Here is a 14,173-nt window from a genome sequence, read left to right on the forward strand (position 1 = left end):
TTCTCTTTGCGACGCGCTCTAGAAATCGGCGACTTTGCCCCAGGCGGACGCCGCGAAGCGGTTGGGATGATAGGGCCTGGGATCGACGATCGGCTCGTCGCCCGTGACGATATCGGCGATCAGATGACCGGCGCCTGGTCCGATGCCGAAGCCGTGGCCGCTGAAGCCCGCAGCGAGGATGAAACCTGGAAGGGTGGCGATTTCGCCGATCGCCGGCACGCCGTCCGGCGTGCTGTCGATATAGCCCGCCCAGGCGGCGTTGATTTCGGTGTTCTTCAAGGCGGGCAGCAGCTTGAGCGCCCGTGAATGCGTGAGGGTAATGGTGGCCTGATCGACTGCCGGATGGAGGATGCGCATGCGCTCCATCGGCGTCGGCCTGTCGAGCCGCCAGCGCGCCAGAGATTCGTGGCCCGAGCGAATCCCCTCCAATCCGCCGGGTGCCAGACTCCGCCAGCGGCGGGCGAACATGGGCAGGAACTGCGGCGCGAAACGAAACTGCTGCGCGGTGGGATCGACGCGGCCGCGGCCGCTGATCGCCAGCGTGTAACCGCCGTTGCCGCGACGTGTCACGGAAACCGCCGATGTATGCAGCGCATCCGGCAGGCCGGCTGCGCCCGGCGAAACCGACAGGATCGATGAGCGGATCGAGGCCTGCGGAAATCGAATGTCGAGCTGGCGGCAGAAGGAGGAGGCCCAGGCTCCGCCCGCCAGGATCGCGACCTTTGTCTGAATCGTGCCATGTTCGGTGACGACGCCTGAAACTCTGCCGCCTTCAATGTCGATGCCGCGGGCCGCACAGGATTGATGCACCGTGCCGCCGAGCTTCAGGATCGCACGCGCGATGGCAGGCGCGGCTCTTGCAGGATCGGCGGTGCCGTCGGTCGGCGAAAAGACCCCACCTTTCCACGCCGTGCCGGTGGCCCGCCCGCGTTCGGTTGCCTCCGCACCGCTCAGCATATGCGTCGTGACGCCGACGGATCGGGCGAAATCGCGCCAACGCGCCCAGCCGGAGAGTTCCTCATCGCTGTTGCTGAGATAGAAGAGACCGCATCGGCGGAAGCCGGTGTCCTCGCCGGTCTCAGCGGCGAAGCGCTCCCACAGATCGAGGCTCTTCGTCGACATCGGCAATTCGCGGGCGTCGCGGTTCTGCTGCCGGCACCAACCCCAGTTGCGGCTCGATTGTTCCGCCCCGACAAGGCCTTTCTCGACGAGGGCGACCTTCATTCCACGTCTGGCCAGATAATAGGCCGCGAAAACGCCGACGATGCCGCCGCCGATCACGACCGCATCGGCGGCAGCGGGCAGCTGCGGTGTGGTGTTGACGCGCGTGAGCGGTGCGGGCATGGTATGGTCTCCGTTTCAGGCCAGTCTAGCGGATCCGATGCGGCACCTTTGCCGGAGTTCATCCAGCGACAGCAGAAGATTCCGTCTTGCGGGCCAGCCGGCAGCCATTTGTGCTTCGGCATGTCCCGCAATCCGATCGACACCCCTTTGTAATGTGTTAAGCTCGACGTTGAAAAGGCTGCAGCATAATCTGCTGCATCCTTGGCGATCTCGAGCAAGCAAAGGCGCATGTGATGATGAAACTTGACCGGATCGACATAAAAATTCTCTACGAACTGCAGAAGAATGGCCGCGTCACCAATGTGGAGCTCGCCGAACTGGTCAATCTGTCGCCGAGCCCCTGCCTGATGCGGGTGAAGAAGCTGCAGTCCGAAGGTTACATCGAAGGCTATTCTGCTCAGATCAACGTCAGCAAACTCGGGCAGACGCTGACCGTATTTACCGAAATTACCTTGAAAAACCATCGGCAGATCGATTTTGCCCGCTTCCTTGCTGCGATCGAGAAGGTCGACCAGGTGATCGAATGCCATCTCGTTTCAGGCGGCTATGATTATCTGCTGAAATTCGTCACCGCCGGCATCGACGAATATCAGACGATCATGGAGCGGCTCACGGACATGGACGTCGGCATTGATAAATATTTCAGCTTCGTCGTCCTGAAATCACCGATCATCAAAGCGCACATGCCGCTGACCACATTGTTTCCGCATTAGAGCTATCGAAAGCAAAATGATATAGCGGTTTTGCGTCCGTCATCCCGCGTGCATATCGGTTTTCTGTGTCGCAGGTTGTTCCCCCCATAATATAAGCTTCCTACCGGTTGGAAGGACTTGCGACAAAATCTCATTCTTGCCTTCCGGAGCCATGTTGGCTGCCACTTGCTGGGGTTCTGCAGCGGTGTCGAGGCTTTCCAGCACGACCCGACCCGGCGAGCGCTCGATCCGGCAAGCGCCTTGCTTTGATTTCAAGAAGGGCGGATCAGTCGCTCATAGAACGACTGCATGATTCTTGAGGCAAAGCTGAGCTAGGAAATTCGCGTGAGACCGGCACTCAGTGCCTGCAATAGGCCCGCACCAGTTCCGGATCTTGCTGGAGTTCGTCAAGCCAGGCCGGATCGAGGGTCGGTACCGACGAGAAGAGCAGCTGCGAATAGGGATGCTGCGGCGCCTTCACCTTGGCGGGCGTGATTTCTTCGACCTTCCGGCCGCCATACATGACGACGATCTCGTCGCAGATCGCTTCCACCACCGACAAGTCGTGGCTGATGAAGATGTAGGAGAGGCCGAGTTCGCGCTGCAATTCCTTGAGGAGATCGATGACGGCGGCAGCGACCACGGTGTCGAGCGCAGAAGTGATCTCGTCGCAGAGGATGAGCTTCGGGTCGGCGGCGAGCGCCCGGGCGAAGTTGACGCGCTGCTTCTGCCCGCCCGACAGTTCCCCAGGCCTGCGGTGGCGCAGATTGCGGGGAAGGCGCACCATGTCGAGGAGTTGGTCGATCCGGGCGTTTCGCGCCTGTCCATCCATGCGGTGGTAAAAAACCAGGGGCCTGGCGAGGATGTCTTCGACGGATTTTGCCGGGTTGAGTGCCGTATCGGCATATTGGAAGACGATCTGCATCTCGCGCAATTGATCACGTGAGCGTTCGCGAGCGCTACGGCGCAGTTCCGTGCCATCGAAGACGATCTTGCCGACGGCTGCCGGCAGGATGCCGGCGATAGTCCGGGCGAGCGTCGACTTGCCGCAACCGGATTCTCCGATGATGCCGAGGTTGCGTCCCTTTTCCACCGTCAGGCTCACATGCTCGACCGCGCGAACCAGAGGAAGGCCGTCGGCCTGGCGCTGTCCGTACCCCGCGACGAGGTTTTCGATCGTCAGAAGCGGCGCCGGCGCGGCCTCTATTGCGCCCGCCGTGCCGCGTGATTTCGGCTCGAAGGCTGCAAGCAGCTCTCTGGTATAGGGATGCTTTGCATCATTGAGGATTTCTTCGGTGGTGCCGGTTTCCTGGGTCTCCCCGCCCTTCAAGACCACGATGCGGTCGGCGATCTGTGCGACGACGGCCAGGTCGTGCGAGACATAGACCCCTGATATGCCGCCCTTTTTCATCACCGATTTGAAAGCGCGCAGGACTTCGATCTGGGTCGTCACGTCCAGCGCCGTCGTCGGCTCGTCGAAGATGACGAGAGTGGGATTACCGATCAGTGCCATGGCGGCTGCCAAACGCTGCAACTGGCCGCCGGAAACCTGGTGCGGATAACGGCTGCCGATCGTCTCCGGTTCGGGCAGGGACAACGCCCGGAAGAGTTCGACCGCTCTGGCGCGCGCCTCTTCCGGCGACATCAGGTGATGAATACGCGTGACTTCGATCACCTGATCCATGATCGATGTGGCCGGGTTGAAGGCGGCGGCCGCCGATTGCGGGACATAGGCGACCTCGGTGCCTCGCACCTTGGCGCGCTGCTTTTCACCGAGCTTGACCATGTCCTTCCCGCCGACCGAAACGCTGCCACCGGTTATGCGGCAGCCCGCGCGGGTATGGCCCATGAGGGTCAGGGCAATCGTCGTTTTGCCCGAACCGCTTTCGCCGATCAGCGCGACGATCTCGCCTTCGGCAATATCAAGACTGACGCCCTTGATGATCTCGACGCGGCGGCCGGAATCGGTGGTGGCTTCGACCTTCAGGTCACGGATTTCGATGAAATTGCTCATGACACGCTCCGGTCGCGAATTTTCTGCGGCAGGTTGTCGATCAGCAGGTTGACGCTGATCGTGAGGCTGGCGATGGCGATCGAAGGGAACATCACCGCCGGCGCGCCGAAGGGGAGGCCACCGATGTTCTCACGCACGAGCGCGCCCCAATCGGCATAGGGCGGCTGGACGCCGAGGCCAAGGAAGGACAGTCCCGACAGCAGCAGGACGATGAAGACAAAACGAATGCCGAGATCGGCAAGCACCGGGCCGACGATGTTGGGCAGGATTTCCGAGCGAATGAGATAGAGGGTGCTTTCACCGCGGATGCGCGCGACGGTGATGAAATCCATTGCATTGATGTTCACGGCGAGTGCCCGGGCGAAGCGGTAGGAGCCAGGGATGTAGATCACCGACAGCGTCAGGATCAGAACCGGGATCGAAGAGCCGACCGCGGCGACCACCACCAGGCCGAAAAGCTTGCTCGGAATGGAATTCATGGCATCGAGGAAGCGGCTGAGGATCGTGTCGAGCCAACCGCCGACGGCCGCCGCGAACATGCCGAGCACCACACCGCTGAAACAGGCGATCGTTACCGCCGCCAGCGAGATGCCGACCGTATAACGCGCGCCCATCAAAATTCGCGACAGCATATCGCGGCCGAGATAGTCGGAGCCGAACCAGAGCTCCCGGCTCATCGGCCCGAAGTAATCGAGATCGACAATTTCGCCGACGGGATAAGGGATAATCAATGGCGCGAAGATCGCGACGAGCGCCCAAGCGAGGATGACGATCAGGCCGATCGCTCCGACGAGATTGAAGTGATAACCAAACCGGGTTCCGGGCAGCCGGTCGGAAGTGGTCTCGGAGCGGGTCATGGTCATCGGAGCCTCGGATTGGAAAGAATGGCGATGATGTCGGCGATGGTGATCAGCAGCAGATAGCCAAGACAGAAGATCATCGCGCAGCTCTGGATCAGCGGCAGGTCGCGGGTGGCTACGGCATCCAGCATCAGCTTGGCGATACCGGGGTAGTTGAAGATGGTCTCGACGATGATGACGCCTCCGAGCAGATAGGAGAGTGACAGCGCGACCGCATTGACGATCGGGCCGAGCGCATTCGGCAGCGCATGGCGAAAGACGATGCGAGGCCGGGAGGCGCCCTTGAGCAACGCCATCTCGACATAGGGCGTGTTGAGCGTCTCGATCACCGCTGCACGTGTCATTCGTATCATCTGGGCCGAGACGACGAAGGTGAGCGTGATCACCGGCATGGCATAGACGCGCAACAGGTCGCTCAGACTGTGGACCTCGTTGGCCAAGGAGAGCGCGGGCAGCCATTTCAGGTAGACGGCGAAAATGAGCGCGGCGGAGGTCGCGACCATGAATTCCGGCACCGAGATGACGCCGATGGTGATCACGGTGACGATCCGGTCATAGACGGTGCCGCGCAGCATTGCCGCGGTGATCCCGAGCGTCAGCGCAATAGGCACGGAGAACAGCGCGGTGACGCCGGCAAGTTTCAGCGTATTAATGAAGCGGCCGGCAATCAGGGCGGCGACGGGCATTTCGTTGGCATAGGACGTGCCGAGGTCGCCCTGCAAAAGACCGACGACCCAGCGCAGGAACCGAAAGAGCGCCGGTTCATCGAGATGCATGGCCTTGCGCAGGCCTTCGACGGCTTCAGGCGTGGCGGCCTGACCGAGCAGGATCGTCGCTGTATCGCCCGGCAGGAGCGTTGTCGCGAAGAAGACCGCGAAAGAGACGATCAGCAGTGTGATCACGGCGACGAACAATCTGCTCAGCACAAGGGATAAGACCTGGTTGTTCACGGGTGGCTCCCCTTTCGTCTCGGTCGGTTTCGAAAGAACCGGGGCTGGGCTGCAGCCCCGGTCCTTTATCTATCAGGCTTCAAGCCAGACGTACTCGGCGAAGGCATATCCCATCTGACCGCCGAGCGGGTTGGGCTCCAGACCCTTGAGCTTGGCAGTCGTGGCATCGACATTCGAGAGGTAAGCCGGAATGATAGTGCCGGCTTCATTGGCAATCATTGCCTGCATCTCGTCGTAAATCGCCTTGCGCTTCTCCTGGTCGAGCGAGCCGCGTGCTTCGATCAGCATCTTGTCGAACTTTTCCGACTTGTATTGGCTCTCGTTCCAGGGGGCCTGCGAGGAATAGAGCAGCGAGAACAGGATGTCCGGCGTTGGACGCGGATTGATATTGCCGAAGTGGATCGGCGCCTTGAGCCAATAATTGTCCCAGTAGCCGTCGGAGGGAACCCGCTGGACATCGAGCTTGAGACCGATTTCGGCGCCTGACGCCTGAATGATCATCGCCATGTCGATGGAGGAGTTTGCCGCCTCGGAGGCGATCACGGGAATGGGTTGACCGAGCACGCCGGCCTTATCGAAGTGGAACTTCGCCTTGTCCGGATCGAAGGCGCGCGGCTTAAGCTCGGCGTTGCGGTAATAGTTGGCGGGGGAAACGGGCTGGTCGTTGCCGATTTCGCCAAGACCACGAAGCGCGGATTTGACGATCTGTTCGCGGTTGACGAGATACTTCATGCCCTCGATGAAATCCCGTTTGTTGCCGGGATCCATGTCCAGCCGCATGTTGAGGTTGGTATAATTGCCGGACGTCGTCTTCGACAGGGTGAAGCCGTCACCTTGGGCTTCGACGAGGCGCATAGAGCGTGGATTGATCGATGCCGCGAGGTGGATATCGCCCGAAAGCAGGGCGTTGACGCGGGCATTGTCGTCGCTGATGGCGAAATATTCGAAAGAGTCGACGTTGGGGCCTGATTTCCAGTAATTCTTGTTCTTGATCCCGACCGAACGAACGCCCGGCTCGAAGACTTCCCTGACAAACGCACCGGTGCCGTTGGCCTTGGTGAAATCGGTCGTGCCGTCGGCAACGATCATGAAGTGATGCATCGACAGGATGGTCGGCAGGTCGGCATTCGGATCGGCAAGCGTGATCTCGACGGTCTGCTTGTCCACAGACTTGAAGCCGGTCATCTGGGCGGCGATCTTGGCGACCTTCGAGCCCACCGAGGGGTCGAGATGACGTTTCAGCGAGAAAACCACGTCATCGGCCGTTAGCGGCTTGCCGTCGTGGAAGGTGACGCCCTTCTTCAGCTTGACCGTCCAGGTCTTGGCATCCTTGGATTCGATCGCCTCTGCGAGCTCCATCTGCGGCGTACCGCTCTTATCGAGGAAGGTCAGGCGGTTATAGAAGGAACAGCAGCGGACATAATCGGTAGAGAGCGACGCCTTGGCAGGATCGAGGGTATCGGCGGTCGAGGACGACCAGCCGGCCGCCTTGAGCGCTCCGCCGGAAACGGGCGTGGCGGCGAGCGCCTTGCCGGCGCGGCCGAGCACAAGCCCGCCGGCGGACATGGCAACGCCGCCCGCAAGCATCATATGTAGCAGCTCGCGACGGGTTGCGCCACGACGGATGGCGGTTTCGATCATGGCGTCGTCGGATCTGGTCCAATTGGTGATCTTTTCGTTCATCTCATTCCCCTTTTCTTCTGTGACGGGGCTGCCTGCTAGGCGAGCCCGGTCCGGTGCTAAAAGTCATGCGCGCGCGGCGGCCACGGCCTCTGCGAGGCCTGCCATCGACGTGAAATGATAGTCGGGTGCAGTGAACTCGGCCGGCTCGATCGTGCCGCCGTAGCCTTTCTGGGCATGCCGTCGCTCGATCCAGCAATTGGTAAGGCCGAGTTTCCTGGATATTCCGATGTCGTGATACTGGCTCTGGGCGACATGCAGGATGTCATCTTTTGAATGTCCCTCCGAGGCGACGTAGTAGAATACCTTCTCGAAGAATGCGGGATCGGGCTTCTCAGTGCCCGTATCGTCGGCGGTGAAGGCCGCGTGGAAGGGACTGCCGAGCTCCTTCTCGAAGAATTCAAATGCCCAGCGGCGGGCGTTGGTCATCGCCACGAGGCGGTAATCTTTCGCGAGCTCCGCCAGTGCTGCGGCGCTGTCTGCGAAACCTTTCCAGCTCTTTGCCGAGTCCCGCAAACGTTCGCCGTATTTGCGACCGTTGGGCAGGCCGAGCTTTGGCGCGATCGCCAGGTAGACGCGCACGAGGTCGTCGGGAAAGAGGTCGGCGTCGTCGGAGTAGCGGGCCTCGCGATAGAGGCTAAGCGCTCGCTCGCTATCGATTTCACTTCCTGTTTCGGCAGCAATCCCGGCAAGGCAATCCTTGAGGCCGCCCTCGAAGTCGATAAGTGTGCCGACGACGTCGAAGGTCATGTACTTGAATTCCGGAAGGCTCTTGTTCACGCGAATTCCCCAGTGTTCGGCTCCGTTGGGAGCGCGGCTTCTCAAAGGAAGAATATTCCGTTCCCGGCGGGATCGTTGTCCCGCTCTTGTATTAAGGCCCGTAATTGTCGTGATCGGGGCCTTTCTTGGCTTTCAGTTTGTCACCTGCGCTGCGCCGGATTCTCCGAAATGGCGCCATGGAGCGGCACAAAATACCGAATCTGGCTGTTTCGCGGTATTCTCAGGCCCGCAGCGCCCGACGCACATCCGGGTCCTCCAGCGTCTCGTCAAGCGTCAAACGTGTGCGTTCGACGATCGCATCGATCTCGGTTTCGGTGCAGCACAGCGGCGGTGCGTAGCCAAGGACGCCATTGCCGAACGCGCGGATGACGAGGCCGTTTTCCCAGGCGCGATCGAAGATGCGGCGCGCCGGCTCGGCGGATGCCGGCATCGGCGTCCTGTTGACCTTATCGACCACGAGCTCGATGGCAGCAAGCATGCCGCGGCCGCGGACATCGCCGACGAGCGGGTGATCCTTCAGCGATTCCAGCCCCTGCATCAGCCGCCTCCCGGCCTTGACGCCATTGTCGAGAAGGCCGTTTTCGTAGAGGTTCAACACTTCGAGGCCGACGGCGGCGCTGACGGGATGGGCCGAATAGGTGTAGCCATGACCAATGGCGGTAGCACCCGCGCCCTCGGCAATCGTTTCATAGACGTGATCGGCCATGAAGACGGCGCCCATCGGGACGTAGCCGGAGGTGAGGCCCTTGGCGGTCGTCATGAAATCGGGCACGACCCCTTCCTCGTCGCAGGCAAAAAGCGGCCCGGTCCGGCCAAAGCCGGTGATCACCTCATCGGCGACAAAAAGGATGTCGTGCTCGCGGCAGAATTCCCGCATTGCTTTAAGCCAGCCTTTCGGCGGCACCAGTACGCCGCCCGAACCCTGGATCGGTTCGACATAGAAGGCGGCGACGCGTTCGGGCCCGATTGCCTCGACCTTGCCTTTCAGTGCCGCGAGCGAGGCCTCGATGATCGCCCCCGGGCTGTCGCCGACTGGATTGCGGTAGGCGTAATGTGACGGAATTTTATGCTGCCAATCGAAGGGAAGGCCGAAGCCGGCATGGAAGGCAGGCAGGGCAGTCAGGCCCGCACCCACCGTCGAGGAGCCGTGATAACCCTGTTCGACCGAGATGAACTGATCGCGTTCGGGCCGCCCTCGAGCATTCCAATAGTAGCGGATGAAGCGGACTGTGCTGTCCACCGCATCTGAGCCGCCGAGCGTGAAGTAGACATGGTTCAGATCGCCCGGCGCCCGGTCAGCAAGCTCGGAGGCGAGCCGGATGGCAGGCTCGGAGCCGAGGCCGAAATAGGCCGTCGCATAGGGAAGCTCCCGCATCTGCTGGGCCGCCGCCTCGACGATGCTCTCATGGCCGTAACCGGCATTGACACACCAGAGGCCGGCGAAACCGTCGATCAGTTGTTTGCCCGAGGCGTCGGTGACCGTCGCTCCCTTGGCTGAGGTGAGCACGCGCACGCCATGCTTTTCATGGCTGCGGTAGGATGCAACGGGATGAATGAGATGGGCGCGATCGAGTTCGATGAGCGAGTTGCTGTACATGGGATCTCCGGATCAGCCGAGGGCCTGACTGGCAAGGGCAAAGGTGGTGGCGGTCCGGGCGGCGACGTCGCCGGCCGATGGCTTTCTCATGGCGATGCCACCTCCGACATGGGCTAGCCCCAGTGTGTCGAGCCATGGAGAGAGTCCGGTTTCGGCAGTCGTGTCCACCCTGAGGAACCTTCCTAGACGACCGGCGATGTGATGTTCGATGAGTTTCCTGGCGTCGTCGATGTCTGCGGCGACCACGGGTCCGATCACCTCGCCGCGACCAAAGGGACGCAGGCAGGCAAAACCCGAGACAACGCCGTTGCGGCGAATGACGGCGAATTCGCCCACCTGTGCGAGATAGGTGATGAGCTTTTCGCGGTCGGCGCCGAAGGCAAGGCGGTCGAGCCCAATGATGCCCGGGAGATCGCCCGCGGTGGTGGCGCTCGTGCCGGCCGGCGCTCCGATTTTTCCGGCAAGGCCTTGGTGCTGCAGCACTGTCCCGGTTTCATGAAAGCCGAGCTTCTCGTAGAGCGGCAGGCCCTCCGTTGTCGCGACCAGCCGCAAAGGCCGGTCGCCTGCGATCTGCAAGGCGACCTCCATCAGCCTGCGGCCGAGGCCCCGGCCGCGCATGGTCTCGTCGACGATCACCATGTTGATGGTCGCACAATCCCGCTTGTATGGAGTGACGAGGACGGTGCCGACGACCCTGTCGTTTTCGATTGCAACAACGCCTTCGCTCAAGGTCAGCGCCATCTGCCAGTCCTGCGGCCGATGCGGCCAGCCCGCCTGCCTGGAGAGCGCAACGGCTGCCTCCAGATGATCTGGGCTAAATGCAGCGATTTCGATCTGACGTGTTTGCATCGGGCCGTCCTTCATGTCGTGCCCGCAAGTCTGCCGGAGCCCCGGCGGGCAGATCGTCTGAAGGCCGCGGTTCAGGCAGTATCTTATAGCATTAGGCCGAGGGGCTGCCGCATCTTATGCTGGAGCCAATCGATATCCACGCTATCCAAACGGGCTCGGGGCCAAAATGGCTGGGCTCGTCGGGGCAGGTCAGTGCATCATTGCCAGCGCTGCCGCAAAGAAGTCGTCGCCACCGAAATTTCCGGATTTCAATGCCAGAAGCATGTCGCCCTGCCGATTGCCGACCGTGCGCAGCACCGGCACGCCGGGAGCAATCTCGGGGCCGATCAGAAATGCCGGGATGGCGAGCCTGTCGACGGCGGCCCCCGAGGTTTCACCGCCGGCGACCACCAGGCGCCGCACGCCTCTCTCAACCAGTTCGGCTGCTATGATCGAGGTCGCGGTCTCGATCGCGTGGCCGGAGGCCTCCCGCCCATATTGCGATTGCAGGCGGGATACCGTTTCCGGCGTCCCGCTCGCGGCGACTATGACGGGACCGGCGGAGATGCGGTCTACAGCCCAGGAAATCGCGGCGGCGATCTCATCCGGGCCTGACATCAGCCGCTCCGGATCAAGCCGCAGCACAGGCATCGACCGTTCGGCGACCTCGAGCTGGCGTAGTGTTGCCTTCGAACAGCTGCCGGCAACGATCGCCGAAAACCCGCCGACAGGGCGAATGACGTCTTCAGCTGTTGCACGGCCGGATATGCGGCCGGAACGGACGAGCGCCCGGGCAAGGCCGAGGCCAAGGCCGGAGGCACCGGTCGATACCGGCGTTTCGAGCGCAATCTCGCCGAGCGTTTCAAGATCGGTTTCGAAAATCGCGTCGGCGACAGCCATGGTCACGCCCGTCGTGCGCAACGCATCGAGCCTCGCCCTCGCGGCGGCAGGGCCGGCCGCGATAGCTGCCAGATCGATCAAGCCGACGGCGCCTCGCGATTGCCGAGTAAGAACCCGCACGAGATTGGCGTCGTGCATCGGGTTGAGGGGGTGATCCTTGAGCGGGCTTTCGTTCAATGGTTGGTCGCCAACGAAGAGATGGCCGAGATAGACGGTACGCGCTGTTTCCGGAAAGGCTGGTGTAACCAGTACGCTGCCGCCGCCCGCAGCATCGCGCAAGGCCTCGGTGACGGGCCCGATATTGCCGGCATCAGTGGAGTCGAAGGTCGAGCAGATTTTGTAAAGCACATGCCCGGCGCCCCGCTGGCGCAGCCATCGGTCAGCTTCCGTGGCTGCCTTTACCGCCTCCGAGGCCGGGACGGAGCGGATTTTCAGTGAGACGACAACGGCGTCCACGTCGGGCAGTGTGAGCGAGGGATCGGGGATGCCGACCGTCTGCACTGTGCGCAAGCCGTTCTTTGTCAGCGTGTTGGCGAGGTCCGATGCGCCCGTGTAGTCGTCAGCGATCGATCCGAGTGAAATAGCCATCGTCTAGCTCCGTGCAAAAGGGGCGAACCAGCCCAGGCCGTCCAGCGTGCGGCCTCGCGGAATATATTCGCAGCCGATGAAGCCATCATAACCCAGCCCGTCGATTTGGCTGAACAGATAGGGATAGTTCAGCTCTTCCCCATCCGGCTCGTTGCGTGACGGCACGCTGGCGATCTGGATGTGGCCAGTGATCGGCAGCAGGCGCCGCAATGCCATGGCAACGTCGCCATGGATGATCTGACGGTGATAGATGTCGAATTGAAGCTTCAGGTTCGGCAGGCCGCATTCGGCGATCAACCGCTCGGCGATGCCGAAATCGTTTAGGAAATATCCTGGCATGTTGCGCCCGTTGATCGGCTCAAGCAGAAGATCGATTCCCTTTTCTCCGAGCCGGCCGGCGGTATAGGCGACGGAGCGCCGGTATGAGGAAGAGGCGTCCTGATCATGAGGATCGGCGATGCCTGCCATCAGGTGCAACCGTTTGACGCCCGTCGCCGCCACATAATCCAGCGCCCGCTCGACATTGGCCTTCAGCTCGTCGAACCGTCCGGGAAGGGCAGCGATGCCGCGTTCGCCGGCGCCCCAATCGCCCGGCGGCAGGTTGAACAGGGCCTGCTGCAGATTGTTGCGGGCGAGCCGTTCGGCGATGGCCTCCGGCGTGACTTCATAGGGAAAGAGATATTCGACGGCGGAAAAGCCGGCTTCGGCTGCGGCGTCGAAGCGGTCGAGGAAGGCCCATTCGTTGAACATCATCGTCAGGTTGGCGGCGAAAGCAGGCATGTCGACTTCCTTTACAGGCTCTGCGGCTCCTTGGCGGGGCCGGGCAATTCTGCGCCGGAAAGCATGGCATAGAGGCGTGCGAGTGAGGAATCGTCGTCGCGGCCCATGCCGGCCCCAGCCGCCGCCAGATACATTTGCAGAGCGGCTGCCGCGAGCGGTGTCGGATATCGTTCGGAGCGGGCCATATCCTGGACGATGCCGAGATCCTTGACGAAGATCTCGATGCTGCTGAGCGGCGTATAGTCTCCGGCCAATACATGCGGCACGCGGTTTTCGAACATCCACGAATTGCCAGCCGAGGCGGTGATGACTTCATAGACCTTCTCAAGGTCAAGACCCTGCTTGGCCGCAAAGCTGATGGCCTCGCATGCGGCCGCGATATGCACCCCGGCGAGAAGCTGGTTGATCATCTTGAATGCGGCGCCCGTACCGGCCGCGTCGCCGAGCTCGTAGACCTTGCCGGCCATGGCGTCGAGCCCCGGCCGCGCTGCATTGAAAGCCTGCCTGGAACCGGAAGCCATGATCGTCAGCTCGCCAAGCGCGGCCTTGGCCGCACCGCCGGATATCGGCGCGTCGAGATAGTGCAGACCGAGGGCCTCGGTCCGCCCCGCCAGATCACGCGCGACGGCCGGATCCATGGTTGCCGACGAGATGAATACGGCGCCCGCCTTCATCGCAGCCGCGACACCCTCTGCTCCGAACAGCACAGCCTCGGTCTGCGCGGCGTTGACGACCACGCAGACGATGATATCGGCCTCCCTGGCTGCGTCGGCAGGAGTCGCCGCGCCACGTCCGCCTTCGGCCACGAAGCGGTCCACTGCCGCCGGCGTTATGTCGTATCCGACGACGTCGAGACTTGCGCGCTTCAATGACCGTGCCATCCCCAATCCCATGGAACCAAGACCGATGACGGCCGCGATGACGGTGGAGCCTGAGTGTTCGGCAAGCGGTGTCATGGGAGTTTTCTCCAGTCTTGAAAGGCATGCCCTGGGCGATGAAGCGGTTTTTGGCAGCGCTGCCATTTTCCTACTCTCTTTTGGCAGCGCTGCCAACTGCAGATTGGCAGCGCTGCCAAAAATATCTTGCTTCTGGTCTGAAGTGATGAAAAATGTATGTCGCAGCGAGGCGTCCCGAGGATAGTTTCGCGCTTCAGATGCCGG

At 61.8% G+C, this 14,173-nt stretch carries 12 protein-coding genes; 1 reads left to right on the top strand and 11 read right to left on the bottom strand.

The window, feature by feature from the left end:
• Positions 1-18: 18 nt before the first annotated feature.
• Entirely contained in the window at positions 19-1,344 is a 1,326-nt protein-coding gene (locus NMA58_RS26430; protein WP_434713825.1) for an NAD(P)/FAD-dependent oxidoreductase, read from the bottom strand.
• Positions 1,345-1,580: 236 nt separating this feature from the next.
• Between NMA58_RS26430 and NMA58_RS26435 the strand changes: the two genes are divergently transcribed.
• A complete protein-coding gene (locus NMA58_RS26435) occupies positions 1,581-2,057 on the top strand; it encodes an Lrp/AsnC family transcriptional regulator (RefSeq protein ID WP_004679019.1) in 477 nt (158 codons plus the stop codon).
• Between the two features lie 337 nt (positions 2,058-2,394).
• Here the strand turns inward: NMA58_RS26435 and NMA58_RS26440 are convergent, their stop codons facing one another.
• The 10 genes from NMA58_RS26440 to ltnD form a co-directional block, all read right to left on the bottom strand.
• Positions 2,395-4,050: an ABC transporter ATP-binding protein gene (locus NMA58_RS26440; RefSeq protein WP_434713826.1), complete on the bottom strand. Its 1,656-nt coding sequence runs from the start codon at positions 4,048-4,050 to the stop codon at positions 2,395-2,397.
• Complete coding sequence (locus NMA58_RS26445) at positions 4,047-4,913, bottom strand: ABC transporter permease (protein WP_434713827.1); 867 nt, start codon at positions 4,911-4,913, stop codon at positions 4,047-4,049. Before NMA58_RS26445 ends, NMA58_RS26440 begins: the two co-directional genes overlap by 4 nt.
• Positions 4,910-5,860, bottom strand: coding sequence for an ABC transporter permease (locus NMA58_RS26450; RefSeq protein ID WP_434713828.1), 951 nt, complete (start codon positions 5,858-5,860; stop codon positions 4,910-4,912). The genes NMA58_RS26445 and NMA58_RS26450 overlap by 4 nt, the downstream gene beginning before the upstream one ends.
• 72 nt (positions 5,861-5,932) lie before the next feature.
• Positions 5,933-7,543: an ABC transporter substrate-binding protein gene (locus NMA58_RS26455; RefSeq protein ID WP_434713830.1), complete on the bottom strand. Its 1,611-nt coding sequence runs from the start codon at positions 7,541-7,543 to the stop codon at positions 5,933-5,935.
• 63 nt (positions 7,544-7,606) lie between these two features.
• Positions 7,607-8,320: an HAD-IA family hydrolase gene (locus NMA58_RS26460; protein WP_434713831.1), complete on the bottom strand. Its 714-nt coding sequence runs from the start codon at positions 8,318-8,320 to the stop codon at positions 7,607-7,609.
• A 220-nt stretch (positions 8,321-8,540) separates the two neighbouring features.
• Positions 8,541-9,917, bottom strand: coding sequence for an aspartate aminotransferase family protein (locus NMA58_RS26465; protein WP_434713832.1), 1,377 nt, complete (start codon positions 9,915-9,917; stop codon positions 8,541-8,543).
• Positions 9,918-9,929: 12 nt separating this feature from the next.
• Positions 9,930-10,766 (bottom strand): GNAT family N-acetyltransferase, encoded by an 837-nt coding sequence (locus NMA58_RS26470; protein ID WP_434713834.1) that lies wholly within the window; start codon positions 10,764-10,766, stop codon positions 9,930-9,932.
• Positions 10,767-10,955: 189 nt separating this feature from the next.
• Positions 10,956-12,233: a 3-oxo-tetronate kinase gene (otnK, locus tag NMA58_RS26475; RefSeq protein WP_434713836.1), complete on the bottom strand. Its 1,278-nt coding sequence runs from the start codon at positions 12,231-12,233 to the stop codon at positions 10,956-10,958.
• Between the two features lie 3 nt (positions 12,234-12,236).
• Positions 12,237-13,013, bottom strand: a complete 777-nt coding sequence (gene otnI / locus NMA58_RS26480) for a 2-oxo-tetronate isomerase (protein ID WP_434713837.1) — start codon at positions 13,011-13,013, stop codon at positions 12,237-12,239.
• 11 nt (positions 13,014-13,024) lie between these two features.
• A complete protein-coding gene (gene ltnD, locus NMA58_RS26485; protein ID WP_434713839.1) occupies positions 13,025-13,969 on the bottom strand; it encodes an L-threonate dehydrogenase in 945 nt (314 codons plus the stop codon).
• Between the last annotated feature and the right edge of the window lie 204 nt (positions 13,970-14,173).

This window comes from Rhizobium sp. YTUHZ045 (assembly GCF_051124255.1).
GTDB lineage: Bacteria > Pseudomonadota > Alphaproteobacteria > Rhizobiales > Rhizobiaceae > Rhizobium.

Excerpts from the sequence above, each read along its gene's own strand:
- otnI (WP_434713837.1), bottom strand. The coding sequence starts at position 13,013 with ATGCCTGCTTTCGCCGCCAACCTGACGATGATGTTCAACGAATGGGCC.
- NMA58_RS26445 (WP_434713827.1), bottom strand. The coding sequence starts at position 4,913 with ATGACCATGACCCGCTCCGAGACCACTTCCGACCGGCTGCCCGGAACC.
- NMA58_RS26470 (WP_434713834.1), bottom strand. The coding sequence starts at position 10,766 with ATGCAAACACGTCAGATCGAAATCGCTGCATTTAGCCCAGATCATCTG.
- otnK (WP_434713836.1), bottom strand. The coding sequence starts at position 12,233 with ATGGCTATTTCACTCGGATCGATCGCTGACGACTACACGGGCGCATCG.
- NMA58_RS26435 (WP_004679019.1), top strand. The coding sequence starts at position 1,581 with ATGAAACTTGACCGGATCGACATAAAAATTCTCTACGAACTGCAGAAG.
- NMA58_RS26440 (WP_434713826.1), bottom strand. The coding sequence starts at position 4,050 with ATGAGCAATTTCATCGAAATCCGTGACCTGAAGGTCGAAGCCACCACC.
- NMA58_RS26430 (WP_434713825.1), bottom strand. The coding sequence starts at position 1,344 with ATGCCCGCACCGCTCACGCGCGTCAACACCACACCGCAGCTGCCCGCT.
- NMA58_RS26465 (WP_434713832.1), bottom strand. The coding sequence starts at position 9,917 with ATGTACAGCAACTCGCTCATCGAACTCGATCGCGCCCATCTCATTCAT.
- NMA58_RS26455 (WP_434713830.1), bottom strand. The coding sequence starts at position 7,543 with ATGAACGAAAAGATCACCAATTGGACCAGATCCGACGACGCCATGATC.
- ltnD (WP_434713839.1), bottom strand. The coding sequence starts at position 13,969 with ATGACACCGCTTGCCGAACACTCAGGCTCCACCGTCATCGCGGCCGTC.